The sequence below is a fragment of the Flaviflexus massiliensis genome, assembly GCF_001375495.1.
Classification (GTDB): domain Bacteria; phylum Actinomycetota; class Actinomycetes; order Actinomycetales; family Actinomycetaceae; genus Flaviflexus; species Flaviflexus massiliensis.
Map to the genome: position 1 here is coordinate 1668203 of NZ_LN831058.1, position 25323 is coordinate 1693525.

Genomic DNA, 25323 nt, shown 5'->3' on the forward strand with positions numbered 1-25323 from the left:
ACTCAGTGATTCATCGAGAGGGAATGGTTGCCTAGAAAAGGTGCCACGCAAGTTTTCTCCACGGAGCTACCATTTCGCTGATTCGTCAGGTTGTGCTCATTGCACGACTTCTATCAGGTCTCCCCTACCCCTCGGAGGTGGGGCATTCGCCTAGCTCTTTGACCGTGCTCTGTGCTGGAATGCTTTCTCAACCTCGATGACCAGGAAGATGACGATGCCAATGGCGACGGGTAGGAGCCAGCCGCGAATATCAACCGCTTGGGAAGCGAAGGCTGAGTTCATAAACGGTAGGTAGACGAAGGCGACCTGGAGCAAGCCCATGAGAACAAAGGCTCCCCACGATATCGGGTTGGTCGTGAAGAGTTCTTTGCGGAGCGAGCTCGTTCGAGTGAATCGGCTCGCCAGGAGGAAGAACATTTGGGCAACCACGATCGTGTTGACCGCAAGCGTCCGTGACACGGCAACGTCCATGCCCTGGTCTCGCGACCAGAGGAATACACCGATCGTGGCACCACCGATGAGGAGTGAAACGTAGGCGATGCGGATGAGTGATTCGCGAGGAAGGATAGATCCGCCGGGTTTCCTCGGAGGACGATTCATGACATCGGGTTCCGAAGGCTCGAATGCGAGCGCCAGGGAGAGCGTCACTGCCGTAATCGTATTAACCCACAGCACCTGTACGGGCGTGAGGGGCAGGGTCAGCCCGAAGAGTACGGCGACGAAGACGACGAGGCCCTGGGCGCCGTTCGTGGGGAGCATGAAGGTGATGGATTTGACGAGGTTGTCGTAAATCGTTCGGCCCATGTGTACGGCTCGACCAATGGTGGCGAAGTTGTCGTCAGCAAGAACGACATCGGCAGCATCCTTAGTAGCTTCCGTACCTTTGATTCCCATGGCGACACCAACATCGGCTCGCTTGAGCGAGGGTGCGTCGTTGACCCCATCTCCCGTCATCGAGACCACTTCGCCGTTGACTTGGAGTGCCCGGACAAGGCGGAGCTTGTGGGCAGGGCTGGTGCGGGCAAAGATGTCGTGGTCGCGTGCGACCTCCCGAAGCTCGTCATCACTGGCATCTTCGATTTCTGCTCCGGTGATGGCGGTGGTGCCTTGCCCGATTCCCATCTGGTGCCCGATGGCGGTCGCGGTGCCCGCATGGTCACCGGTGGTCATCTCGATGCGAATGCCAGCGTTGTGCAGGGTTGCGATCGTGTCGATCGCTTCTTCGCGGGGCGGGTCAATGATTCCGTAGAAGCCAACGAAGGCGAATCCGCCCGCATCCACGTCATCCGTCGTGATGGAATTCGTGTCTGCGGGAACTTCCTTCACGGCACCCGCGAGCACCCGGAGGCCTTGCGCAGACAGATCATCGATCGCGCTTTCCCAGAACTCATTGTGAATATTCTCGGTTCCATACGTACAGATCGAATCGACTGTTAATTCGGCATCGTACTCGGGTTGGCTGCGTGCCAGCAGGCGGTCGGGGGCACCCTTGAGGTAGATGTAGCGCCGACCATCGTGTTCGACCAGGCTTGCCATGTACTTGTATTCGGAGTCGAACGGGAGCGTCGCAATCCTTGACCGATTTTCGGAAAACCCCTCCCTTCATGGCAAACGTGCGCAGCGTGCCGTCGGTCGGTTCACCGGACAGGACCCACGAATCACCGTTGCGGGAGACGGTCGAGTCGTTAACGAGTGCGGCGATCCGAGTGAGTGCTGCAAGGTTCGGGTGCCTCTTCCTGTTGGCTGGTTCCCCATCCAGGAGAATCTCTCCCTCGGGTGCGTAGCCTGTGCCAGTAACCTCGTACGTGCGGTTGGCTGTCACGACGGTCTTGACTGTCATTTCGTTCTTCGTGAGGGTACCGGTCTTGTCCAAGCAAATGGTCGTGACCGAACCGAGGGTTTCCACGGAGTTCATGCGGCGCGTGATCGCGTTCCGTCCCGCCATCTTCTGCACGCCGAGCGCAAGCGTAATGGTCAGGACTGCCGGGAGGCCTTCGGGGATTGCCGAGACTGCGAAGCCGATGCCGGCCAGCAGTAGTTCGTCGAGCGTGTAGTCGTAGACCAAACCGATAGCCATTATAATGACCGTGAGGATGAGGATGACGATCGACAGCTGCTTGGAGAAACTTGCCATCTGCCTGGTCAATGGCATCTCGATGGACTCGACCTCGTCAAGCATGGTTGAGATCTTGCCAATCTCCCTGTTCTTTGCTGTTCCCGTCACGAATCCCTGGCCGGAGCCACCGGTAACGATTGTTCCAGAGAACGCCATCGAGCTGCGGTTACCGAGGCCACAGTCCTCGGCTACGGCCTCGATATCTTTATCGGTTGGTTCGGACTCTCCGGTCAGGGGTGCTTCTTCGATGCGAAGGCTCGAGGTTTCGATGAGACGGATGTCGGCGGGAACCTTATCTCCAGTAGCCAAGCGCACGAGATCACCCGGGACCAGGTCTTCAGCAGAAATCTCGAGCCAGGTGCCGTCCCGTTTGGCGTTGGCGTGGAGGGACAGCATGTTTCGGATGCCCTCCAGAGCATCGGCTGCTTTGCCTTCCTGGAGGTAGCCAATGATGGCGTTGACGAGAACCACGGCGGAGATTACGAGGGCATCGACCCAGTTCTGCATGAGCAGTGTCAGAACCACGGCACCGAGCAGGACGTAGATCATCGGATCCTTGAACTGCCGCAGGAACCTCAAGATCTTCGGCTCGGGCTTGGCCTGAGCGAGCTTGTTGGGATCGTGCTTGGACAGTCAGTCCCGCGCTTGGCTACCCGTCAACCCAGAACGCGAGGTCCCAAGCATGCCCACTAGGTCCGTGATGCTTGCCGAATGGGGACTGGGTATTCCTTGCGTATTCACCAACACGCTCTTCTTCCCTCAAAGGATTCTCGTAGTGCATTCTTTAAGTTTCCACACCATGATCTGGCAACTCCTGACGAGCTTGCGTGGAACAACCTGGATCGCACCTGGGCAGTTACTCGGATCATAAGCCTTCGCTGACACTCCAACCAGTGGAGACCATGATTGCGTCATACAAGCCTTACAACCGGGGACTCCCCAGTCGTCATTGATCGATTTACGGAACAAAACTAGGCGAACACAGGTAGTAACAGAATTGTGGAGAGGAAGGCAGAAGAGTTGGGCGTCAGGCAGGACTGTTGTCTGCCCTCCGCCCCGTCTCTCCGAGCTTCCTGTCCCCGGACCCATCCGGCCACATCACCCTTCTTGTTCCCGCCCACTGTCGTGATGACCTATCACGCTTCGAAGTCAGCAATCGATACGGTGTCATCAAACAGCAGGTGAGTCATCAGACTGCGAGCTTATTGAAACATCTGTGTCGGAAGTGCGGGAGATACGGGTGGGGCGATGCCGCCGGGACTCGTCACTTCGCCCCACCCGAAGTACATGTCAATGACCCGGTAGTTACCCGTTTATGGGGTCCCCGTGATGGTCATCGTTTCGTATCCCGCTTCCTTAACTGACTCTTCGGTAAAGCGCCACGGCAATGATTCACCGTTGGCCCACATCTCAAACTGGCTGTCGACATTGTGGGAACGAGGATGGCCAGATGCTCCGGACGAGATGATCCAGATCGCCTCATCCAGATCACTCATGTCTACGACTACGCGCATGGAGGGGCCTGTCGTCACCTCGTAATCGACCAGTCCGTTCTCATCCACGACAGGAGAGTGACCATTGGCGTTCGGGATCGAATTGTTGCCCGGGATCGGGAGTGGATCACCATTGAAATAGTTGCGGACAATCCCAGGGATGGCCTCACCACCCATCACCGAGTGCGTGGGGGTCTCAACATGGAGCTTGCCCCAGGCCCACTCGCTCATGTCATCACCCAACTGCTCACTCAAGTCATGATCCATGGCCTCGAGTGCTGCCAGCATCGCCTCATCCCGCGTTTCCACCTGATCGGTTGCCGGGTTGTCCCACCATTCGCTGTCCTCATCCAGACCAGCAAAGAACACGAGGTAATTGGTTGAGTTGAGGGACGAGAAGCCCTCAATCTGCTGAGCGAGCGTCTGGTCGAGCAAGTGCGAGTAGACGGAGGCCATGATAAGAGCCCCGCCCTCATCGATACCCGCGTGAGCACCCTCCTCGAGCCAGGTCGAGAGTATCTCCTGAGTTTCGGCAATTCTCTCGGAGCCCGTTTCCACGGCAATTACGTGCTCGGCAAGCTCCAGACCGAACGGAGACTGGTCAAGCATCATGTAGTCGTGGGCCATGTCCACCGTAATGGGGGTGCCCGCTTCAATATCTGCCTCGATGGCCTCCCGCATCTGCTGGGATCGGAATCCCCCATCCGCATAACTTCCCAGGTATGGGCCCTCGGCGCTCGCGGTCACCTGCTGGTTTGCTGCCACGATGAAACCCTCGTCGGGGTCGAGTGAGGCCGGCATGTCTTCCGCGCCATAGTAGCCCTGCCAATCGTAGGCAGAGTCCCAGCCGGGCCGAGGCCACCTGCCATCCGCTCCCAAGTTCTCAATCTGTGGTGCCTCAAGGTCACCATCGGCCTCGGTGATGGTCGGGCGGATAGGGAACCTGCCAGGTGCCTGGTAACCAAAGTGCCCATCCGACGTTGTGAAGACGATATTCTGGGCAGGCACCTCGAAGATCGCCGCGGCCGCGGCAACATCCTCGGCGTTCTTTGCACGGTTGATGGCAAAGATCGCGTCTCCCGTCGTGCCGGGTTTGAGCGCAGTCCATTCCAAAGCAACTGAGAACTCCCCCGGAGCACCCGGAAGTTCGGCCGCCTTCTCATCGGATAGGAGGAGGTCGGAAACGATGGGGCCGTGCACGGATTCGCGCACCTCGATATCGAAAGAGCCACCGCCCGCGACGTTGATCGTCTCGGTGCGAATCTCGTACTCAACCTCTTCGCCATCGCGCTCGTAGGTGGTCTCGCCCGTGTTCTTTTCGATAACGAAGTCGACAACGTCACCTCCCAGGTTGGTGAGGCCCCAGGCAAGTTCGGAGTTGCGCCCAATGATGAGACCGGGCATGCCGGCGAAGGAGAAACCGGTCGCATCGTACGTGCAGTCATCGGTGATGGTCACGCAGTGCAGGCCGACCTGATACCAAACCGATGGGTAGGAGATGGTGAGGTGAGGGTCGTTGGAGAGGATGGGCATGCCGCTCTCCGTATGCTCGCCACCAATGACAAAGGAGTTTGAGCCGACACCGTCACCCCGACCAAGCATGATCGGCATTGTGTCCAAAGATGCTTGAGCATCTGTCACCGCGGCAAAGACCTTCTCTTCATCGCTCGCCGCACCCTCCGTCATGCCTTTATTTTCATCTCCCTCCGAAGCATTGCCGGAGGATTTCGCGTCGTCACTAGACGCGTCTCCTCTCACAGCTTCCTCTGAGTCGATGGCGTTGGCAATCGGGTAGCTGTCTCGTTCATGCAACTGCGCACTGCTACCTTCGGGAAGGATTGGGTCGTGGCCGGTTGTGTCGAAGGCCGGGTAGAGCTCTTCTACCTTGGCGGTGTCCCCCAGGCTCGCGTAGGCAACCACGCGCGCGGTTTCCTCGGACATGTTGTTCATCAGATCCCACGCCATGGCTTTCAACCAGGCGAGTGAATCGATTCCAGTCCAGGGTTCGATGTCTGCCACGGGCACGGAGAGGGAAAGAACTGTGTACTCCAGCCCTAGCTCCGAGGGTGAGCGGTCGGCAATGTAGGCGTTCACCCCATCTGCATACGCCTCGTAATACGCTCGGGACTCATCTGATAGAAGGTCCCATTCCTCCTCGGCAAGCTTTCGCCAGCCCATCGATCGAATGACGATGTCAGCCTGCTTAGCTTCCTCCGCATCCCCCACGAGCTCCGAAAGCCGCCCACCGGTCATGTGCCTGCGGTAGTCCATTTCAAAGAATCGGTCCTGAGCGTGAATGTAGCCCTGCGCACGAAACAGATCTTCATCCGTAGTCGCGTATATGTTGGGGATGCCATACGAATCACGAACGATTTCAATCGTCCCGTCCGCTCCTTCGATGACGTGCTCGCCGCCGTGGTACGGCAGGGGTTCGTTGAGCTTCTTCATGAGGAAGCCACCACCGACAGTCACGAGGACAACGATGATGGCAAGGCAAACACTGCCCGCTTTCTTGAGGAAGGGGCGAGACTGAGATGACGACATTGGCAACCTTTCACACACTCTAATGGACATCCTAAGCAGGAAATCCCGCAGCTGTGCGCGCAATCGCCGCGTTGGATACTGCGACATGAGTAGGCGAATGCCAGGAACCAGTGGAGGAATGCGTGGCAGATGTCGATGATGGACACGATCGTGGGGCACGGAATTGAAAGAATTCTTCACCCCATCACCGCCCTGAGCTGGGCAAGCATGGTTCACTTCGACTCTTGGCAACTAAAAAGTGAAAGTATGCATCTCACTCTTGACCGCGTCACCTCCAAGCAAAGGCAGCTTTCTGCGAAGTAAGGCGATCCCGGAAACAACGGGCAAAACGGCATGATGTTGTCCTACCGAGAAGTGCTCGGCATCCATGCCAACCACTGAATTTAGTGAGTGGAAAACTGGAACCATTACGAAATAGTTGCCAGGAAGCCGCAACTCATGGCAACTTGTTGCAGAAGCCGGTGGCCTCGACCACGCTTGAAGAGTAAGCCCTACTGACAAAGGAGTTAGGCCATGACCATCTCTCAACCCGCTCCCGCAACTGCCGATATTGGCGTGACCGGCATGGGGGTGATGGGACGCAACCTGGCTCGTAACCTGGCAAGGCACGAGCACCGCGTCGCCATTCACAACCGGACAGTGTCACGTACGGAAGATGTCATGGAGCAGTTCGGAAACGAAGGCTCGTTCGTTCCGTCCGAATCGCTTGAAGACTTCGTTTCCTCCCTTACCCCTCCCCGTGTTGCCATCATCATGGTTCAGGCAGGTGCGGCAACCGATGCCGTCATCGATGACCTCGCTGAACTGATGGATGAGGGCGACATCATTGTTGATGCCGGTAACGCACTGTTTACCGACACTCGCCGCCGAGAGGCATCCCTGAAGGAGCGCGGCCTCCACTTTGTTGGATGTGGCGTGTCCGGTGGTGAAGAGGGAGCCCTGTGGGGTCCGTCGATCATGCCCGGTGGCTCCAAGGATTCTTACGACCGACTCGGCCCCATGCTCGAATCGATCTCCGCGCACGTTGATGGCGAGCCCTGCTGCACCCATGTCGGTGAAGACGGCGCGGGCCACTTCGTCAAGATGGTGCACAACGGTATCGAGTACGCGGACATGCAGGTCATTGGCGAAGCCTACGATCTGCTGCGCCGCGGCCTTGGCCTCGAGCCGAAGGAGATCGCCGAGATCTTCGCGACCTGGAACGAAGGCGATCTTGATTCGTACCTCATGGAGGTTTCCGTTGAGGTTCTGCGCCAGGTCGATGCCGAGACCGGCAAGCCCCTCGTTGACCTGATCGTTGACCGCGCCGGCCAGAAGGGCACCGGCATGTGGACCGTCCAGACGGCACTCGATCTCGCCGTCCCCGTCACCGGCATCGGCGAAGCCACCTTCGCCCGTGGACTCTCGTCGGCAACACCCCAGCGCGAAGCCGCACGCGGCTTCGAAGCCGTGGCAGAAGAGTGGAACATTGAGGACCGCGATGCCTTCATTGAGGATGTGCGTCAGGCACTCTACGCCTCGAAGATTGTTGCCTACTCGCAGGGCTTCAACGAGATCCAGGCCGCAGCCGAAGAATATGGCTGGGATATCAACCTGGCCGACATGGCAAAGATCTGGCGCGATGGCTGCATCATCCGTGCCCGCTTCCTTGCGGACGTCATGGCCGCCTACGACAAGAACCCCGAGCTCCCCCTCCTCATTGCAGATGCCTACTTCTACAACGCTGTGAAGGAAGCCCTTCCGCACTGGCGTAAAGTCGTTTCCCTCGCAGCGCTCCACGGCGTCCCTGCACCCGTGTTCTCATCCTCGCTGTCCTACTACGACGGTGTGCGTGCCGATCGCCTGCCCGCCGCCCTCATCCAGGGCCAGCGCGACTACTTCGGTGCACACACTTACCGGCGTGTCGACAAGGAAGGCACCTTCCACACGCTCTGGGCAACCGACGAACGCAGCGAAGTCCAGTCCTAGCTACCTGGGTGGGTGGTCAGCTATTGGCCACCCACCCTTCCACAGGACGCACATCATCACATAACAAAGACTTTCTGCCCCACCACTGTCGCCGGCTTGCTGCATCGTCGCAGCCCCGACCACACTCAATTCACTTCCGCGACTACTCATACTTTTAGAAGAGGAAAAGATTCATGAAACTCCGTGAAGACGCCCGCTGGTCCATGGTTGTCCCGACCTCGATCGGTGTCCGCATTACTCCCGAAAACCGCCAGCCCGTGCACACCGCCGACACGTTCTTCATGCACGCAACCTCGGCCGAAACAAACGTCGCTTCCGTCTCCTCCTACCTTGGTGAGCCCACGAAGGTGCTGACGAACTTTGTTGCCGGCTCCCCCATTTCCCTCCTCATCAAGTCCGATCTCAAGCGCCGCGGCATGGCCTTTGAAGGCCCCGAGATCCCGCAGGGCGACGCATGGGGATACCGCCACCAGTTCAACGTCGCCGACTCCGGTTTCGGTGGCCGCGCTCCCCGCGTGTGGAACGACCGCTCCGGCGAGGTTGGACTCGAACTCGATATCGCAGACTTCGATCTCGATACCCTGTTCAAGGACGAGGGCGTCAAGATCCTGCACATGTCCGGACTCGTTGCAGCACTCTCCCCCAAGACCTCCAAGTTCTGCGTCGAGGTGGCAAAGAAGGCCAAGGAGCACGGCACCGCGATCTCCTTCGACCTCAACTACCGCGCTACCTTCTGGAAGGGCCGCGAGGAAGAACTCTCAAAGGCATTCCACGAGATTGCAGAGCTCTGCGACATTCTCTACGGCAACGAGGAAGACTTCCAGCTCTGCCTCGGCATTGAGGGCCCGGAAGCCGGCGGTGAGGACATTGATGAAGAGATCGATCAGTTCAAGCAGATGATTGGACGTATCCAGGATGCGTACCCGAACGCCAAGTACATCGGTACGTCTCTGCGTGAGGTTGTGTCCGCCAACCACCACAAGTGGGGCATGATCCTGTGGGGCGAGGGCGAGTTTAATGTCGCACCCCTGCGCGACATTAATGTTCTTGACCGCATCGGTGGTGGCGACGGCTCCATCGGTGGTGTTCTCTACGGCATCCTCCAGGGCTGGGAGCCCGAGAGGTGCATGCAGTTCGGATGGGCAACGGGTGCACTCGCAGCCACCTCACTCACCGACTATGGCGCACCGGCCGACGAGGCGCAGGTCTGGTCCATGTGGGAAGGCAACGCACGCGTCCAGCGCTAACCAGCTAGGGGTGTGCGGCAACCGGTTGTTGCACACCCCATCACCCCAAAACCCGGTGTCAAGTCCACATTCTTCTCGAACTTCATTGCAACTTGTGGCATGGTTGCCAAACGGCCACGCAGTGGCTGATCGGATGGAGTCGAACGTGCAAGGGAGCGCAATGTTTAGTTATCAGGTAGCAAGTCGCCAAGGACTCAGCGGCCGCCATGTCACCGAGGTCGCATCATGACCCAGGTAGCATCCAAACCTCACGCCATTGACCTCAACGTCCCGCTGCCCGACCACCTCGAACCGCTCGCGCAGGCAGTTGCATCCGAGGTTATAGAAGCACTTGATGGTGCATGCCGGCCTCGAATCGGCATCGCCTACTCCGGAGGCGTTGACTCGGCCGTTCTCACAGCTCTTGTTGCTCGCGCGGTTGGCATGGAGCGCACCGTCCTCCTGCTCGGCATTTCGCCCTCCCTCGCGGCTCGTGAACGCACCCTCGCCCACCGCCAGGCAGCCCAGCTTGGGCTTGGTGTGGAGGAGATCGAAACCCACGAGATCAACAACGAGCACTACCGGAAGAACGACGTTGATCGTTGCTACTTCTGCAAGGATGAGCTCTTCTCCCAATTTGATGATCACGCGGCAGAGGATCACGACCTCGGGGTTATTGCCTACGGCGAGAACCTCGATGATTCGAAGCGCCCCGACCGTCCCGGCGGCCGGGCAGCACGCGAACATTCCGTCCTCTACCCGCTCGCAACCGCCGGCATCAGCAAAGCCCAGGTCCGCGAAATTGCGAGCGCATTCGGCCTCGACTCCGCACTCAAGCCAGCCGCTCCCTGCCTCGCCTCTCGCATCCCGCACGGCCAGGAAGTAACCGCTGAGAAGCTGCGGGCGGTGGACTTGGCGGAAGACGTGGTGTTAGGTGCTGGTTTCACCGACTGCCGCGTTCGCCACCACGGAACCGTTGCTCGCATCGAGGTACCCACGGCAGAAATCGCGCGGATCGCGAACGATGAGATTCGTACCAAGGTTTTGAAGGGCGTGAAGGCCGCGGGATTCAACCACGTTGCCTTCGACCTCAACGGAATCCAGTCCGGTGCTTTCACGATGCAGATTCTTTCTCGCAGGCCGGAGGGAGCATGAGCGAGGTCGCGAATCTGGACTTCGATCGCTTCGCGCGTCGCGGTTACCCGGAGGCGGTTCTTGCTGACGGCAAGTCACTCGAGCAGTGCGTCGACATTGCCGAGACCTGGAAGGCCAAGGCCGATCAGGGGCATTCGCTTGGCACCGTCCTCTTCACCCGCATGACGCCCGAGAAGGCCGAGGGTGTTATGGCGGTGTTGCCAGGGGCAACCTGGCACGAGACAGCACGGATGCTTGCCTGGCCGGGCGCGTTCCCCCCTCCCTTGGGTGACACGGTTGTTGTGGCCTGCGCTGGCACCTCCGATCTTCCCGTAGCCCAGGAGGCAGCACTCACCGCCCGCTATCTCGGTCGCAACGTGACGGAGATCGTCGATGTTGGTGTGGCCGGGCTCGATCGGATCCTGTCCCACCGCTCAACCCTTGAAAAGGCACGGGTCATCGTTGTCGTGGCCGGCATGGAGGGGGCACTCGCCTCCGTCGTGGCCGGCCTCGTCTCCTGTCCGGTCGTTGCCGTACCTACCTCGGTGGGCTACGGTGCTTCCTTTGGTGGGGTGGCAGCCCTTCTGGGGATGCTGAACTCTTGCTCCCCCGGGGTCTCCGTCGTCAACATCGACAATGGTTACGGCGCCGGTCATCTCGCAGCCCAAATCACCGCTCCCAGGGATCCTCATGAGTAGCGACGAAAGACCTGAGGTCCAGGAAACGACGCTCAGCACTGCTGAGGGTAAAACGGAAGAAATGCGGCGCCGGATCACGATCTACGATGTCGCGAAGGAAGCCGGCGTTGCCCCATCGACCGTGTCCCGGGCATTTTCCCGGCCGGGGCGCGTCAACGCGGAGACCTCGAAACGCATCTACGAGGTTGCCGAGGAACTAGGTTACCGTTCGCAGGCACCGCCCCGTCTCGATACTGGCAAGCCCTCGAAGATCCTTGCCTTCGTCGTGTCCGACATTAATAACCCGTTCCTCACGCACATCATGCGCGGCTTCCAACGGGAAGCGGCTACGCAGGGGTACACGACGCTTCTCATCGACTCACAGGAGTCCGATACTGCGGAGCGGCAGTCGATCGAACGCATCCTCCAACTTGTCGATGGCGTCGTTCTGACGAGCTCGCGCATGAGCGATTCGACGATCAACCAGATCGTCAAGGTGCGCCCCGTTGTGGCCGTTAATCGTGACGTGCGCGGTGTCCCATCGATCCTGCCTGACACGGATCGTGGCATCCGGCAGGCGGTCGAACTCGTTGCCTCCCATCATCACCGCAAGCTTCTGTACCTGGCGGGCCCCGAGTCCTCGTGGGCTGACGGAGTGCGGTGGCGGGCTCTGACGGAGTCCTGCGAAGAAGTCGACATCACCCTGCGGCGTATTGGCCCCTACCCGCCCAGCCTCATGGGTGGGATGGCAGCGGCCAAGGTTTGGATCCGACAACAGTATTCCGCCGTCATGGCATACAACGATCTACTTGCGATTGGTTTCATGAAAGCCGTACAGAACGCTGGATTTAACGTGCCTGGCGACGTCTCTGTTGTCGGCATGGACAACACGATCACGACCGCGCTCACCACACCGACCCTGACCACGGTGGCAACCCCGCCGAACATGCTCGGGGTGCGGGCCGCCCGCACCCTTATCTACCAACTTCAGAACCGGTCGAAACAGGCACCGAAAACGGTGGTTGTTCCGATGAACGTTTTCCTGCGGGAGAGCGTCGGTCCTGTCCCCTCGTAAGAACCACCTCTCAACGAAAGAACCGTGATGACTACGCCTCAACGTGCTCCTTTGGAGCTCAATCCCGACCGGCTCTTCCCTGCCGATCCGCGCACCCGAGACATTACCCGCGAGATCTACGAGCAGATCGCGGACCTGCCCATCATTTCACCGCACGGACACGTGCCCGTCGAATGGCTGGCGGACGATATTCCGTTCACGGACCCGACCAGCCTCCTGCTGACACCCGACCACTACACGAACCGCATGCTCCACGGCGCGGGTGGGGTGGACCTGGCTGTCCTCGGTGTTCCAGTTGGTTCCCCCATGACCGAGCAGCAGTCTCGCGATGCTTTCCGCAAGCTGTGTGAGAACTGGAAGTATTTTCGTGGGACCCCGGTCCGCTACTGGTTCGAGCAGGAGTTCTACGACCTGTTTGCTGTTCGTGTTCGTCCAAGTGCCGAGACCGCCGATGAGATCTATGACCAGATCGCCGGCAAGCTCGCCACCCCGGAATACAGGCCGCGTGCTCTCTACGAACGGTTCAACATTGCCGCGATCGCAACAACGGATGATCCGTGCTCGGACCTGTCCGGTCACGCCAAACTAATTGCCGATCCCACGTGGAACAGCACCGTCGCTCCCACGTTCCGCCCCGATGCCTACCTCGAGCCGGGCCGTCCCGGATGGAACGATCTGACCAACAACCTTGGTGAGGTCACTGGAGTCAATGTCGATACCTATGCTGGCAACGTGGAGGCCATGCGCGTGCGCAGGCAGTACTTCAAGGACCACGGTGCAGTCTCCTCCGACCACTCGCATGCTGATGCGGGGTCGGCACGACTGACCGATGCCGAGGCGGAGAAGCTCTACTCGCAGGCACGGGCTGGCACCATTGAGCAGGCTGATGCCGATCGCCTGCGCCGCCACATGATTAACGATCAGGCACGGCTCGCAACCGAAGATGGTCTCGTCATGACCCTTCACCCCGGTGTTTATCGCAACCACGACACGAAGGCACAGCAACGTTTTGGTGCGGACGTGGGTGGCGATGTTCCGTACGCGATCCAGTTCACGAAGGACCTGCAGCCGCTTCTTGACGCCTACGGCAACGTCGACGGCTTCCACCTTGTCGTGTTCACGATGGACGAGACGGTTTACAGTCGCGAACTTGCACCGCTCGCCGGCTACTACCGGTGCCTCTACGTAGGTGCACCCTGGTGGTTCATCGACGAAGCGGATGCGATCATGCGCTACCGGCGTTCGGTCACGGGCTATGCCGGGTTCTACAAGACCTCCGGTTTCATTGACGACACCCGTGCCTTCTGCTCGATCCCCGCACGGCACGACCTGTCCCGCCGTGTCGACTCCGCGTTCCTCGGTAACCTCGTTGCCGAGCACAGGTTAGATCTCGACGAAGCTATCGAAACCGCCATTGACCTCGTGTCCACCCAGCCCCGAAAGGTATTCAAGCTATGAGCACCCAACTAACGAGAGAAAAGTTCGGACGCAAGGCCGCACCGGTCAAGATCCTCCACGTGGGCCTTGGCAACTTCACGCGAGCACACCAAGCCTGGTACACGGAGCATGCGGAAGATGCTGACGAATGGGGCATTGCCGCGTTCACGGGACGCAGGCCGCTCATGGCGGACCTGCTCACCCCGCAAGACGGCCTCTACACCCTCATCACGAAGGAAGCCTCCGGCAACGCTTTCGAGGTCATCTCCTCCGTCGTCGCCGTACATCCTGCTAGCGACTTTCAGTCCTTCATCTCCTACTTCGCCTCGCCCGAGCTCGCGATCGTCACGACGACCGTGACCGAGGTCGGCTACTGCCGCCGCCCCGATGGATCGCTAGATGTGGAGGACGACTTGGTGGTAGCCGACCTTGAGACGCTGCGAAACACCGAGGTCCACGATCTGGGCAGTGTTGAACTGTCGACCGCGCCGGCGAAGGTCCTTGCGGGCCTTCTCGCTCGCAGGGAAGCTGGCGCGGGTGCGCTCACCATCCTGCCGTGCGACAACCTGCCCGACAATGGCTCCGCCTTCCACAAGGTTGTGGCCGATGCTGCTCGCGAAGTCGATGCATCTCTCATCGAGTGGATGGATGAGAATGTTGTGTGGGCGACCTGTATGGTCGACCGCATCACCCCCGCCACCTCAGATGAAGATAGGGCCGAGGCCGAGCAGGTGCAGGGCTACACCGATGCCTCACCGGTTCCAACCGAACCCTTCTCCGAGTGGGTGATCTCGGGTCAGTTCCCCGCGGGACGCCCGAACTGGGAGTCCGCCGGTGCGCAGATCGTTGACGACGTGGAACCCTATGAGCAGCGCAAACTGTGGATGCTCAACGGCTCCCACTCCCTCATGGCCTACGCCGCCCCCATCCTCGGTCACGAGACCGTTGCAGATGCGATTGTTGACCCTGTGGTTCGGGGCTGGGTCCAGTCGTGGTGGGAGGAGGCAGGCTCGGGTCTGTCGGTGGAATGGGAAGACTACGCTAAGGCGTTGCTTGAGCGCTACGAAAACCCCAACATCCGACACCTTCTCGCGCAGATTGCGCATGATGGGTCGCAGAAGATTCCGGTCCGTATCGCCCCCACCCTCATCAACCAGCGCAAGCAGGGTCTCATGCCCAGCTCGGCCGTCAAGGCCGTTGCTGCCTGGATGCTCCACCTGCTTGGCAACGGCGCTCCCGTTGTTGACAAGAATGCTGAGAAGGTGTCGTCCAAGCTCGGAAGTGACATGGTCGAGAACGCGACCGCTGTCCTTGACTACGTCGCACCCGAACTGAACGGTGACTCGGAACTCGTGAACGCCATCACCGCAGCGGTGGAGGAGATCCTCAGCCACCGCAAGTAGCAAGACATAAATCAATAGATCGACCGTGGTGGGCCGAAAAGGGTCGTTTCCTTTTCAGCCCACCACGTGTCATGTGTCATCAGGGTTTAACGCAGAAGCGCCAGAACAACTGCGTGTTCACAACGATTGCTTCTCGTATTACGAGAGTGAATTCAAGGCGTATTTGATCCGCTGGGGAAGGTCATCTGTGACGTTTTCGGGTAGGTGATTGACCGGCCACCAGCCCACCGTCTCACTCTCATCTGACACAACAAACTCAGTATCCGGATTAACGAGTACAATAAACCCGATGTCCCAGTGGGCGGCACACGAGAAACCGCCATGGAGGCCGTGGCGGTTCAGGTCGACAATTCCTCCGGTGAGTTCGAGGTGGGGTATTCCCGATTCTTCCCGTACCTCACGCAGCGCCGCAGCGGGCAAGTCCGCATCACCTTGTTCGAGATGACCGCCGAACTGCACCCAGAATTGGCCCTTTTTGTGAAAGGTCAGGAGTACTTTGTCGACGTCGGTAGAAAACACGAAACAGCTGGCCGTCACATGCTCGTCATCGAGGGGCTTCCACAGCATCTTCTCCCCCAGTGACTCAACTCGCTCCAGGTATCTAGTCTTCGCTTCAGCCAGTTCAGCATCAACGGGATTAAAGCTTTGGAGGGAAGAAATAACGGAATCAAGCATTCATTCATCCTACTCTCCCAGGGGTGCGTACTTTCTCGCTCCCACTGCCTGTGTCATGAGTTAGTGGCAGCTATTAGTAACCTCCAATTTTGAGCGAGCGACCGGAATATTTTCCATCTTCCATAGCCATCCCAGTTCGTTACTACCTCCACTCATGAACCAGCCAGGACCTGTGCGCCTGCCAATATCGAGGCTCGAGCTAGTTAGTTTGGTGTACTTCATGCTAGCTGTACGCATGGGAGCAATTGGCTCTACATCACCGTTTAGTCGGAATGAGTGGCTGAGGACATGCAGTAGGAATTCGACGAGCTTCGGTCAAGACATTGACACCTCTATGGTTCTTTGGTTAATTAGTCGTGTAACTAACCAAGGAGGTGGTCATGGACTTCTCGTCCCAGACTCCCATCTACATCCAGATTGCGGATGATATTCGGCAGCGTGTTGTTGCTGGAGAACTGCAGGCAGGTGACCAGCTCATGTCCACAACCCAGTATTCGACGACGTATCGAATCAATCCCGCCACCGCCAACAAGGCCTTCAATTTGCTTGTTGAGGAGGGGGTCGTTGAGAAGCGTCGTGGTATTGGCATGTTCATTACCCCGACAGCCCACGAGACACTGACCCGGGCCGGGCGGGCGACCTACACCGAGGACACGCTCTCCCCCGCCATTCGTGCCGGCCTCAGGCTTGGCATGTCCTCTGAATCCATTCTTGACCTTGTGAACACGATCCTGAAGGAACAATCATGACCTACCCAATTTCGCTCAACGATGTCTCCTACGCTTACGGAAAGAATCACGCTCTGAATGAGGTCACGGCCGAGATTCAGGCTGGCACAATCACCGGTCTGCTTGGTCGAAATGGTTCGGGCAAAACCACGCTAGGGATGCTGCTTGCTGGCCAGCTCAAAGCCACGGGCACGCTTCGCGTCAAAGACGAAGACCCATGGGAGAATCCGGAACTGATGCCGAATACGGTTCTCGTCACCGATTCGACGTCGATCTTCCTTGATTCGAAACTCAATCGGACAACAGAATTGTGGCGGCTCATTCGACCGAACTGGTCTGAAGACCTCTACGAGGAACTCATGGACCTGTGGGGGCTTGATGGCAAGAAGACGTACTCGTCTCTGTCTCGGGGCCAGCAGTCTGCCTACATCGCCACCCTCGGCCTTGCCTCCCGCGGTAAACTCACCATCTTCGATGAAGTTCATTTAGGGATGGACGTCGTTGTGCGCCAGGAATTCTATGACACGCTCTTGAGGGAGTTCGCTCACCACCCTCGCACGATCATTCTCTCGTCACATCTCGTTCCCGAAATCGAGAACATTGTCGAAGATGTTCTCATCATCGACCGGGGTTCGGTTGTAGCAGCTGGTAATGCAGACGATCTCCGAACCCAGCACGGAAGCGATGGCAGGCAAGCGACTCTCACCGATGTTCTCATTGGCCTCACCGGACGGAGGGACCGCTCATGACACACGCAATGATTGCTCATAACACCGCATCGTTTGAAAAGAAGAGCTATTGGTGGAGCGGGATCACGATCACGGTTGTTGTCGCAGTCCTCTTCATCGTCCTCACTTTCCTGCCCCAGGACTGGATCGATACGTATCTGGAGACGAATAAGGAAAGTATCCTCGGTCTCCCAAGTAATCAGGGACTGCGGTACCTACCGTTGGCAACCGGACTCGCCCCAACTCTTGCGGTCTTCAATCTCGTGACCGGCGTTATCAACGCTGCCGAGTCGCGCAGCTACCTTGGTGCCGGGATGACACGGATGGCGCTGTGGCGGGATGCTCGTCGCGCAAATCTCTTCTTCGGCCTCATGCTCTGGCTTATTCTGATCATCGCCTTCCTTACCGCACTCCTGCTTGACGGTGGAGTGTTTGGCATTAGCATCACAACTATTCTCTGGTGGACTGCCGGCCCCCTCATCGCCATCCTCATTGCTTACGAGCTCGGCTACTTCTGTTCCCTGCTCTACGTCCGTCTCCACTGGGTGGGAGCAACCCTGGCAATCGGCTGCTTCACGGTGGGCCTTGTAGGAATCTCTGCTCTCCTTGATCAGTCAGGCATTCTCAACGCCCTGGGCTGGCTCGCCTCTGCAGCCGGCATCATGATCGTGCTGATCTGTTCATATCGCATGCTGACAACCCTTCCGATACGACGTAGCAGCTAAGGAATCCATCATGACAACACATCAATCCCTCGCCGATGCAATCGATCGGGCCGAAGCACGAACCGTTGGTCCCATGTTTGCCTGGATCTTCGGAGTTCTCGCGGTCGCATTCCTCCTCACTGCTGTTCTGCCAGGAAAATTCTTCGATAGTAGCCTCGACGTGTTCTTGACCTATGCCATTGCAACCTCCGAGCAGCACCAGTTTCTGACCGTGGCCAACTGGGCGATTGGGGCCGGAGCAATATTCATTTTGGTCATGGGGATCGGGACAGCCGCGGAGTTCCGTTCCTATCTCGGGGCTGGCGTTACTCGCATGGCAATCTGGCGCAATGGTCGCTTCGCTGCCTTCGGTCTCGCCATCATGCTGACCGGCGTCATCATCGCAGTCATCGCCCTAGGTCTATTATTCGACGGGGCATTCGGCCAGGTTCACTGGGGCAAGCTCGCCCTTCTCATCCTTGGCATTGCAGTGGCATACTGGGCGATATACGAGTTCGGTTTCTATCAGGGATTCATGTGGGTGAGGTTCGGAGCTCTTCCCGCACTACTTGCCACCATCCCCGTCCTTCTCATCGCGCTTTTCCTTATCGAACCGGCATTCAACCCCGAATATTGGGCACTGATCTGCATTGCCATCATCCTTCTCATCACCTTTGTTACCAGCTATCGTGCGGCACTCACCATCCCCATGAGGCGCAACAGTTAGAGGCAAGCACAGAGTGCACATGGCAGAGAATCCCTCCCACTTTGTGCTCTAGAGCGGAGAAGGGAAGGAAATCAGGAAGTAAAAGATTAAACAAGAGAAGAAGCACTGTGCGGCTACACTGTAGTGGCCACACAGTGCTTCTTCCTTCTTGGTTCGTCGTCGATCAGGCCCGGAGTCGATCAGGTCCGGACGACGGGCTGACGCAGAAGGGTTCGCAGCTTTTCGGGAGCCGTTCGCCTGGGATCGCCGAGATAGATCTCGTGGTGTTTCCCAGTCATGACCAAGTCATTATCTGGAATGTACTCCTCGTGCATCGTCTTCAACACGGACCCCTCATCGTCATACGAAGCGACATGAAGGGCTTGGACGGCCAGGCCTTCGCTCAGATGCTCCCAGCGGACTCGGTCAAGTAAGGCTGGGGCGTCTTTCTTTGAGGTGACGGTCCGACGGGCGGTCTCAACCATGTCGCGATCGATCCATTCCGGGGTCATGATCATCATCGCCCACTGCCACGCATTCTTATCCCGTCGAGTGGTGGACACATCCATGTCCTCCGCCTACCACAGTCCTTCCAATGGTGGAACGACGTAGTCGCGTTCGAGCTCGTTCTTGCTCATGAATTTCAGAGCGTAGGCGAGCAGATACAGTGCTTCGAGCGAAAGCTCGTAGTCCTTTGAAGTGTTCGGATCTCCGCTTCCGTCGATCATGAGGAATGACTGATCGGGGACTTCAAGGAGCTGGAAGACACCTTCCCTACCCTTGTAGTGCGGCTCCTTCTTGACATCGAGTTTCTCCACGTCTCACTCCCCTACCTCCCCAACCTCGAACCCGACAACACTACATCGCCTCGTTCAAGCACGACTCACGCTCAAATCTTTCCGGCTTCACAGCGTATTCCACGCCTGAGGGGGTGATGTCAGTACTGTGAGGGTGTTACTGCGATGGCGATAGTGCGATCGCGGCACATTGGCCTGTGCCACCATCTGTCCCTCAAGCACCTTCGCGGACAGTGCCTCGGCAAAGAACCGACCGGACTGAGTACGCGGGGATAACGAGAGTCACTACGATTTCTTTAGACGGTTGCGGGTTCGCGGATCTGGCCATCGATGACGGTGACGAGCTCATCGAATGCTGACCGGTGAATGAGGTCGTGGGTGACCAGCAGCGTGGCGGTGTTGCGTTTGTGGGTGAGGTGCTCGATCAGTTCAATGATCTCCGCTCCTCGTTCCTGATCCAGTGCACTCGTGGGTTCGTCGATGAGGAGAATATCCGGGTCGTGCACGAGGGCACGGGCAATGGCAACGCGTTGGCGTTCACCGCCCGAGAGCTGATGGGGCCTCTTGTCAGCACGGGCTGCGAGTCCCGTAGCTTCCAGAAGCTCATCTGCTCGTGCGGTGATCGTTGCCTTGTGCTTCTTCGATCCGCCACCAAGATGTGCCATCACTTCAATCTGTTCCCTTGCGGTCAAGGCAGGTAGCAGATTGGACTGCTGGAAGACGATCCCGATCCGGTCCCGTCGAAGCTCGGTCGCTTCAGTTTTAGATAGCTGTGCAGCATCGACCATGTTCTCGCCTGATCCGATCAGCACCCCGCCCGTGTCGGGGGTGATGAGGGAGGCGGCAATCGCCAGAAGGGAGGACTTGCCGGATCCGGAGGGGCCGGTGATCCCCATGAGCATCCCAACCTCACAGCGCAGCGAAACATTGTCGACCGCGGTGATGCGACTATTTCCATCCGGGTAGGTCAGTGTGACGTTCTGTAGTTCAATCATCGGTTACTCCCAAGTGCAGTGAGCGGATCGGCTTTCGTAATGGTGCGCAGGGCAAAGGCAGCCCCGGCTAGGCCCAGCACCATGAGGATGAGTGCTGGAACGAGGGTCGTTAAGGGATTGAGCATGAACGGAAGTGCCTGCCCAGCCAAAGTTCCGAAGGCGACAACACCAAGGAGTCCAATGCCCACGCCAGCGACCAGAACGGTCAGTGCCTGTCCGAGAGCGTCCGTGACGAGGGATCCCGTTGAGGCACCCAATGCCTTGAGAACCGCCACATCTCCCTTTCTCTGCATGGTCCACACCGTGAAGAAGGCACCAACAACGAGGGCGGAGATGCCGAAGAGCATGCCGATCATGAGGGCGAGGGAACCGATCTCGGAAGAGAATGAGTCGAGAGCCATGAGGCTCGACACAGTTGTCATCGCCTCTGTCGCGGTTGCCGTTCCAATGGCGTCCCAGTCGGGGCTACCGTTAACAATCAATGCCGTGGGATCACCGGTGCCTCCCATCCTTCCGCTTACTTCACTCCAGGCGTTCTCCGTCATGACAACAACCGGGGTGTGGCTGTACCACAGGTCACCACTGACAGCGGCAACCCCGTAAGTTGTACCCGAAACGGTGATCGAATCACCAATGGCCACCCCGAGTTCATCGGCCGCACTCTCCGAGAGTCCCACCTGCTGGTCGGTAGCGGGCACGAGACCGAACAGCTCATTCGCTTCCGCATCACCAGCTTCTAGTCCAAATAGCGTGATACCAACCTGGTCCTCACTTCCTGCCCGAGAACCACGGGCCTGGGTGATACCGACAGGAGAGACGGAATCAACCCCGGCAGCATTCGACCACGCCGACACCGTTTCCTCGTTGATGGACGAGGTGGAGAACATGGGTTGATCATCCCCCGCATTGCTCAACACGAGCCGATCCCCCGGCAACTGCAGAACCGCAGAAATATTCTGAGACGCAAGCCCTCCGGTCAGTCCCGTCAGGAAACCAACCAGGAGGGTCATGAGGGCAACAACGGTACCGATGAGGAGAAACCGGCCGCGGGCGAACCGCAACTCTCTCCACGCAACAAACATGACAGACCTTTCTAGCGGCACACCCTGTGCCAGCCACTCTTTCAGTCTCGTCATCTACACGACATTCAACATCGCCCATCGAACTGGTCTTCACCTCAACCTTTTGGTTGATCCAGATGCTCTGTCGCTGGCGTACTCTGGAATGGTCATGGCTCACTCAAATCTTGCCCCGGTGTTTACCGGGCTCCGGTACGGACTCCACACGCTGGTTACCGGCCTCCTCATTTTTGTCATTGCCCAGGCCTTCGCCCAGGACCGTGACCTCAAATGGTGGGTGCTCATAATCGCAGTTATCTTCCTCGGCACCTACGTGTCAGCTTCCTTCGCACCGAGAAGGAATGCCACGAGCACGCCTTCCACGGACGTGCCGAAAAATTTGAGCAAATCAAGCACACCGCAGGTGCTAGCCACCGGCTCGGGAACCTCGTGGATCCTTGCGCTCACGGGCGAATGGGCGCTCTTGACGTGGCTGAGCCCCGAGGCAGCCTTCATCGTCTTCCCCATGTTCTTCCTCTACATCCACCTCATCCCGGGGATCGGTGGGGGCATTGCCATCATTCTCGCTACCCTCTTCGCCATCGTCGCCCTCGGCCTGCACTCCGGCTTCTCCATCGGTGGCGTCATCGGCCCCCTCATCGGAGCCTGCGTTGCCCTCCTCATCGGCCTCGCCTACCGCGCACTCCAACGAGAAGCCCAGGAACGGGAAGAGCTACTCGCAGAACTACTCCGCACCCGCAAGCAGCTCGCCCAGACCGAACGCGAACAGGGTGCGCTCGCGGAACGCGCACGTCTCGCCCGCGACATTCACGACACTGTCGCCCAGGGACTATCGAGCATCCACATGCTGCTCAATGCGGCAGAGCGGGATCGGAGCGAACAGGGCCTGACCTACATCACCCTCGCCAAGGAAACTGCGCAGGAGAGCCTGACAGAAACCCGAAACATCATTGATGAGCTCACCCCCAAGGAACTCGATCGCGGTCTCGCGGGTGCGCTGCGGAGACTCGCAACCGATCAGGCAGCGCGCACCGGAATCGACATCACCGTTGACGCTCACGAGGGTGAGATGCCGATGCAATTGCAGACTGCGCTGCTACGGATCGCCCAGGGCGCACTCTCCAACGCAACCAGGCACTCGAATGCGGAGCACATCCGGGTTGGGCTCGAGCTTGCCGAGATCTCTGTACCCACTTTCGATTCAGATAAGGGCGAACACGAAGCAGGAAGCGGTCGCAGTCTTCACTCGGCTACGTTGACGGTGGCGGACGATGGTCGCGGATTCGATATCGACACGATCGAGCAATCCGCCCAAAGCACTGATTCATTTGGGCTCAACGCGATCAGGCAGCGCGTCGAACAACTCGACGGCACGCTCGCCATCGACTCCGAACCCGGACAGGGAACAGTCCTGTCGACGACAGTGTCCTGGGATGGGAAGGACAACCAGTGATTACGCTGATCCTTGCCGACGATCATCCGGTGGTCCGGGCCGGCATCCGCGCCATGCTCTCAAGCGACCCCGACCTAGAGATCCTGGGTGAAGCGTCAACCCCCGGTGAAGTAATTGCAATGGCACAAGAGCTGAAGCCGGATGTAGTGCTCATGGACCTCCAGTTCGGGACGGAACAGACTGGCGCCGATGCGACCAAGGAGATCAGGTCGCAAAAGGAAGCTCCCGCGGTTCTCGTGCTGACGAACTACGACACCGATGCGGACATTCTCAGTGCAGTCGAGGCTGGGGCAAGTGGATATTTGCTCAAGGACTCTCCCCCGGAAGAACTCATTGCCGCGATCAAGGCTGCAGCAGCGGGTGAAACCGCGCTCGCTCCCGCCATCGCCGGCCGGCTCATGGCCCGCATGAGATCCCCGCAGACGAGCCTGTCGGTCAGGGAAATGGAGGTTCTGCAACTGGTGGCCGACGGTGAACCGAACACTCAGATTGCGAAGCTTCTGCACATCACTACCGCCACCGTCAAAACCCACCTCGTGCACATCTACACCAAGCTTGGAGTGTCCTCCCGAACAGCCGCTGTGGCAGTCGCTCGAGATAGTGGACTTGTTCGATAGAGAGACCATCCAAGCACGGGTTGAAAGCAGGTCCAGATCGGCACTTGAGCCAGCAGGACTTCTCAACCCGCCATCTTCATCGCCTGGCACGTACGATGGCTAGGTGCGAAGAAAGAAAAAGCCATCTAAGTCGATCAAGCCAGGTAACGGCAAAGCACTGAAGCCTTACCACTGGTGGCAGGCTCTCTATCGGACAACTTTTTCTATTCCTCTGACCGATGAGCACGGTCAATCACGAAACTATACGATCGACGTCGACTATTTTGATTGGACGATTCCCCTCTACACAGACGGGGTACAAACCCACAAGGGTGACTACCCTGTGAGGTTCCCGGTCCCGGGTGGAATCATTCATGCCAACCTGTCGATCTACGGTGCAAGCCGAATGCATTACGAGCCCGAACATGGGGATGCCGTTCTTCTCAGGCCCCACCCGAAATCCCTGGAAGGTAGGCGGGCAGCGTTTGGGCGGAAGCATCCGGTCGCATCCCGTCTCATCGGTTGGCTGGCAATCGCCATTCTGCTCATCTCACTCGGGCTCTTCATTCCCCAGCTCATCGAGAGAATCTCAGAGATCGAGGTCATCGCAGACAATCTCGGCACCTTCACTTCCCCGATTAACCTTCCAGCCTGGCTCAACACAACTCTCTTCATTGCTGGCATCCTGGCAGCAATTGAACGGGCGCTGTCCCTGCGCAACCATTGGCTCATCGATGCCGACACGTGGTGGCTGGATTAGAACCAATCGTGGGGACCCGAGACCAAGAGATACAACTGCGCCCATCAGCGTGACAATTTAGACTCGCGAAAAGTCACACAATGACGGGAGGTGAACAACAGTGGAGTTCCTCTTTGTCCTGTTGGCAACTTTCGGGCTCCTCATGACCCTCATTCCTTACAAGCTCTACGAAATCTACAACACGCTGAGGTTCGAGAATCCTGAGTTCCACGAACCCTCTGTATTCGCACTCATCTTGACCATAATCAAAGGGATCGGAGTCATTGTGGTCGCTCTCTATTTCTTGTTCAACATGCCGATCCGCAAAACTAGAGACTGCCAGTCCTATGAAAATCAATGCACTAGTCAGTGACAGCAAGTCATCGGAAGTATGCACTTTCGGTACAGGTCAGGGTAGACAGGCACTACTTGAACAGCTCTCACCAGACGAGACTCCCTTAGAAAAGTAGCAAATGCAGGTCCTCAACTGTCCCGCATAAGGACCGGCCAAATATCAAACATAGGAAGACCATGAAGAAAGCCCTCGCCATTATCTCGCTCTTACACTCACCGCCACCGCATGCGGTGAACCGTCAGACGACTCTGCACTATCTCCAGAACTACCGAGCGCAGCCACACCCACAGTTCCAACTGAGCAAGCACCACAAGAAGAGACCGAAGAACAAGTCGAAGAATACACCGAAGAATATGAGGAAAATTCCGCTGAGGAGACGCAGGACGGCTCTTCCAATAACGTCGATAATGTTGCGGCATGCAAGGAGATCTTCAACGGCACTCTGATCGCGGATGTTCCCGACGTGATCCTTCGCTTTCATTCCGGAGAAGAGCCTTCCCAGCAAGAAATGATTGATTTGCACTCTCGTCTCCAGCTCCTGATCAAAGGTTCCGAAGGAGAGTTGCAGGAAGCACTGATCGAGCTCGATCAACCGTTCCGAGAGTTCAAAGAGGCTGTTGTAACATCGCAACGAGGTGGCCCCTCAGAGGTCTACATTGACACCGACGGCTCTATGACTCGAGCGACTGAGATCA

21 protein-coding genes and 1 pseudogene are annotated in these 25323 nt (G+C 58.2%); 14 read left to right on the forward strand and 8 right to left on the reverse strand.

All coding sequences use genetic code 11. The features are described 5' to 3' along the window. Positions 1–150 precede the first annotated feature (150 nt). The 3 genes and pseudogenes from BN1241_RS13345 to BN1241_RS11615 all read right to left on the reverse strand — a co-directional run bounded on the left by BN1241_RS13345 (position 151) and on the right by BN1241_RS11615 (position 6153). The gene (locus BN1241_RS13345) at positions 151–1536 is read right to left on the reverse strand and encodes an HAD-IC family P-type ATPase (RefSeq protein ID WP_222704449.1); all 1386 of its coding nucleotides are present in this window, start codon (positions 1534–1536) and stop codon (positions 151–153) included. Positions 1537–1819: 283 nt separating this feature from the next. Next, a pseudogene (locus BN1241_RS13350) lies at positions 1820–2749 on the reverse strand (HAD-IC family P-type ATPase); the annotation flags it as partial. Positions 2750–3429: 680 nt separating this feature from the next. Beyond that, on the reverse strand, positions 3430–6153 hold the full coding sequence (locus BN1241_RS11615) for a penicillin acylase family protein (RefSeq protein ID WP_054953713.1): 2724 nt from the start codon (positions 6151–6153) through the stop codon (positions 3430–3432). Positions 6154–6666: 513 nt separating this feature from the next. Between BN1241_RS11615 and gndA the strand changes: the two genes are divergently transcribed. From gndA to BN1241_RS11650, 7 genes are all read left to right on the forward strand, one after another. Beyond that, positions 6667–8121 carry an NADP-dependent phosphogluconate dehydrogenase gene (gene gndA / locus BN1241_RS11620; RefSeq protein ID WP_054953714.1) on the forward strand — a complete coding sequence of 485 codons (1455 nt, stop codon included), beginning with the start codon at positions 6667–6669 and terminating at the stop codon, positions 8119–8121. A 173-nt stretch (positions 8122–8294) separates the two neighbouring features. Beyond that, complete coding sequence (locus BN1241_RS11625; RefSeq protein WP_054953715.1) at positions 8295–9368, forward strand: PfkB family carbohydrate kinase; 1074 nt, start codon at positions 8295–8297, stop codon at positions 9366–9368. A gap of 225 nt (positions 9369–9593) precedes the next feature. Further along, complete coding sequence (gene larE, locus BN1241_RS11630; RefSeq protein ID WP_054953716.1) at positions 9594–10502, forward strand: ATP-dependent sacrificial sulfur transferase LarE; 909 nt, start codon at positions 9594–9596, stop codon at positions 10500–10502. Next, positions 10499–11179: a nickel pincer cofactor biosynthesis protein LarB gene (larB, locus tag BN1241_RS11635; protein WP_054953717.1), complete on the forward strand. Its 681-nt coding sequence runs from the start codon at positions 10499–10501 to the stop codon at positions 11177–11179. Before larE ends, larB begins: the two co-directional genes overlap by 4 nt. Continuing rightward, positions 11172–12233: a LacI family DNA-binding transcriptional regulator gene (locus tag BN1241_RS11640; RefSeq protein ID WP_054953718.1), complete on the forward strand. Its 1062-nt coding sequence runs from the start codon at positions 11172–11174 to the stop codon at positions 12231–12233. Before larB ends, BN1241_RS11640 begins: the two co-directional genes overlap by 8 nt. Positions 12234–12260: 27 nt before the next feature. Further along, positions 12261–13691: a glucuronate isomerase gene (gene uxaC, locus BN1241_RS11645; protein WP_054953719.1), complete on the forward strand. Its 1431-nt coding sequence runs from the start codon at positions 12261–12263 to the stop codon at positions 13689–13691. Beyond that, the gene (locus BN1241_RS11650; protein ID WP_054953720.1) at positions 13688–15073 is read left to right on the forward strand and encodes a mannitol dehydrogenase family protein; all 1386 of its coding nucleotides are present in this window, start codon (positions 13688–13690) and stop codon (positions 15071–15073) included. The genes uxaC and BN1241_RS11650 overlap by 4 nt, the downstream gene beginning before the upstream one ends. A 138-nt stretch (positions 15074–15211) precedes the next feature. Here the strand turns inward: BN1241_RS11650 and BN1241_RS11655 are convergent, their stop codons facing one another. Further along, on the reverse strand, positions 15212–15748 hold the full coding sequence (locus BN1241_RS11655) for an NUDIX hydrolase (RefSeq protein ID WP_077138377.1): 537 nt from the start codon (positions 15746–15748) through the stop codon (positions 15212–15214). Between the two features lie 380 nt (positions 15749–16128). On the opposite strand from BN1241_RS11655, the gene BN1241_RS11660 reads away from it, so the two are divergent. Genes BN1241_RS11660 through BN1241_RS11675 form a run of 4 tightly spaced genes read left to right on the forward strand, consistent with a single transcriptional unit; the run spans position 16129 to position 18635 of the window. Continuing rightward, positions 16129–16497 carry a GntR family transcriptional regulator gene (locus BN1241_RS11660; RefSeq protein WP_054953721.1) on the forward strand — a complete coding sequence of 123 codons (369 nt, stop codon included), beginning with the start codon at positions 16129–16131 and terminating at the stop codon, positions 16495–16497. Next, a complete protein-coding gene (locus tag BN1241_RS11665; protein ID WP_054953722.1) occupies positions 16494–17225 on the forward strand; it encodes an ATP-binding cassette domain-containing protein in 732 nt (243 codons plus the stop codon). Before BN1241_RS11660 ends, BN1241_RS11665 begins: the two co-directional genes overlap by 4 nt. Then, complete coding sequence (locus BN1241_RS11670; protein WP_054953723.1) at positions 17222–17929, forward strand: hypothetical protein; 708 nt, start codon at positions 17222–17224, stop codon at positions 17927–17929. Before BN1241_RS11665 ends, BN1241_RS11670 begins: the two co-directional genes overlap by 4 nt. Positions 17930–17939: 10 nt before the next feature. Further along, positions 17940–18635 (forward strand): hypothetical protein, encoded by a 696-nt coding sequence (locus tag BN1241_RS11675; RefSeq protein WP_054953724.1) that lies wholly within the window; start codon positions 17940–17942, stop codon positions 18633–18635. A gap of 179 nt (positions 18636–18814) precedes the next feature. On the opposite strand, the gene BN1241_RS11680 is transcribed toward BN1241_RS11675, so the two are convergent. From BN1241_RS11680 to BN1241_RS11690, 4 genes are all read right to left on the reverse strand, one after another. Then, on the reverse strand, positions 18815–19177 hold the full coding sequence (locus BN1241_RS11680) for a GyrI-like domain-containing protein (RefSeq protein WP_222704450.1): 363 nt from the start codon (positions 19175–19177) through the stop codon (positions 18815–18817). A 15-nt stretch (positions 19178–19192) separates the two neighbouring features. Beyond that, the gene (locus BN1241_RS13355; protein ID WP_222704451.1) at positions 19193–19432 is read right to left on the reverse strand and encodes a hypothetical protein; all 240 of its coding nucleotides are present in this window, start codon (positions 19430–19432) and stop codon (positions 19193–19195) included. 275 nt (positions 19433–19707) lie between these two features. Next, a complete protein-coding gene (locus tag BN1241_RS11685) occupies positions 19708–20406 on the reverse strand; it encodes an ABC transporter ATP-binding protein (RefSeq protein WP_054953725.1) in 699 nt (232 codons plus the stop codon). Then, the gene (locus BN1241_RS11690) at positions 20403–21542 is read right to left on the reverse strand and encodes an ABC transporter permease (RefSeq protein WP_222704452.1); all 1140 of its coding nucleotides are present in this window, start codon (positions 21540–21542) and stop codon (positions 20403–20405) included. The genes BN1241_RS11685 and BN1241_RS11690 overlap by 4 nt, the downstream gene beginning before the upstream one ends. A 94-nt stretch (positions 21543–21636) precedes the next feature. Between BN1241_RS11690 and BN1241_RS11695 the strand changes: the two genes are divergently transcribed. From BN1241_RS11695 to BN1241_RS11705, 3 genes are all read left to right on the forward strand, one after another. Beyond that, a complete protein-coding gene (locus BN1241_RS11695; RefSeq protein ID WP_054953727.1) occupies positions 21637–22938 on the forward strand; it encodes a sensor histidine kinase in 1302 nt (433 codons plus the stop codon). Continuing rightward, complete coding sequence (locus tag BN1241_RS11700; RefSeq protein ID WP_054953728.1) at positions 22935–23555, forward strand: response regulator; 621 nt, start codon at positions 22935–22937, stop codon at positions 23553–23555. Before BN1241_RS11695 ends, BN1241_RS11700 begins: the two co-directional genes overlap by 4 nt. 103 nt (positions 23556–23658) lie before the next feature. After that, positions 23659–24294 (forward strand): hypothetical protein, encoded by a 636-nt coding sequence (locus tag BN1241_RS11705; RefSeq protein ID WP_077138378.1) that lies wholly within the window; start codon positions 23659–23661, stop codon positions 24292–24294. Positions 24295–25323: the final 1029 nt, after the last annotated feature.

What these genes read in the sequence shown, in the direction of transcription:
- BN1241_RS13345 (WP_222704449.1), bottom strand. Translation starts at nt 1,536, where the DNA reads ATGGCAAGCCTGGTCGAACACGATGGTCGGCGCTACATCTACCTCAAG.
- BN1241_RS11615 (WP_054953713.1), bottom strand. Translation starts at nt 6,153, where the DNA reads ATGTCGTCATCTCAGTCTCGCCCCTTCCTCAAGAAAGCGGGCAGTGTT.
- gndA (WP_054953714.1), top strand. Translation starts at nt 6,667, where the DNA reads ATGACCATCTCTCAACCCGCTCCCGCAACTGCCGATATTGGCGTGACC.
- BN1241_RS11625 (WP_054953715.1), top strand. Translation starts at nt 8,295, where the DNA reads ATGAAACTCCGTGAAGACGCCCGCTGGTCCATGGTTGTCCCGACCTCG.
- larE (WP_054953716.1), top strand. Translation starts at nt 9,594, where the DNA reads ATGACCCAGGTAGCATCCAAACCTCACGCCATTGACCTCAACGTCCCG.
- larB (WP_054953717.1), top strand. Translation starts at nt 10,499, where the DNA reads ATGAGCGAGGTCGCGAATCTGGACTTCGATCGCTTCGCGCGTCGCGGT.
- BN1241_RS11640 (WP_054953718.1), top strand. Translation starts at nt 11,172, where the DNA reads ATGAGTAGCGACGAAAGACCTGAGGTCCAGGAAACGACGCTCAGCACT.
- uxaC (WP_054953719.1), top strand. Translation starts at nt 12,261, where the DNA reads ATGACTACGCCTCAACGTGCTCCTTTGGAGCTCAATCCCGACCGGCTC.
- BN1241_RS11650 (WP_054953720.1), top strand. Translation starts at nt 13,688, where the DNA reads ATGAGCACCCAACTAACGAGAGAAAAGTTCGGACGCAAGGCCGCACCG.
- BN1241_RS11655 (WP_077138377.1), bottom strand. Translation starts at nt 15,748, where the DNA reads ATGCTTGATTCCGTTATTTCTTCCCTCCAAAGCTTTAATCCCGTTGAT.
- BN1241_RS11660 (WP_054953721.1), top strand. Translation starts at nt 16,129, where the DNA reads ATGGACTTCTCGTCCCAGACTCCCATCTACATCCAGATTGCGGATGAT.
- BN1241_RS11665 (WP_054953722.1), top strand. Translation starts at nt 16,494, where the DNA reads ATGACCTACCCAATTTCGCTCAACGATGTCTCCTACGCTTACGGAAAG.
- BN1241_RS11670 (WP_054953723.1), top strand. Translation starts at nt 17,222, where the DNA reads ATGACACACGCAATGATTGCTCATAACACCGCATCGTTTGAAAAGAAG.
- BN1241_RS11675 (WP_054953724.1), top strand. Translation starts at nt 17,940, where the DNA reads ATGACAACACATCAATCCCTCGCCGATGCAATCGATCGGGCCGAAGCA.
- BN1241_RS11685 (WP_054953725.1), bottom strand. Translation starts at nt 20,406, where the DNA reads ATGATTGAACTACAGAACGTCACACTGACCTACCCGGATGGAAATAGT.
- BN1241_RS11690 (WP_222704452.1), bottom strand. Translation starts at nt 21,542, where the DNA reads ATGACGAGACTGAAAGAGTGGCTGGCACAGGGTGTGCCGCTAGAAAGG.
- BN1241_RS11695 (WP_054953727.1), top strand. Translation starts at nt 21,637, where the DNA reads ATGGCTCACTCAAATCTTGCCCCGGTGTTTACCGGGCTCCGGTACGGA.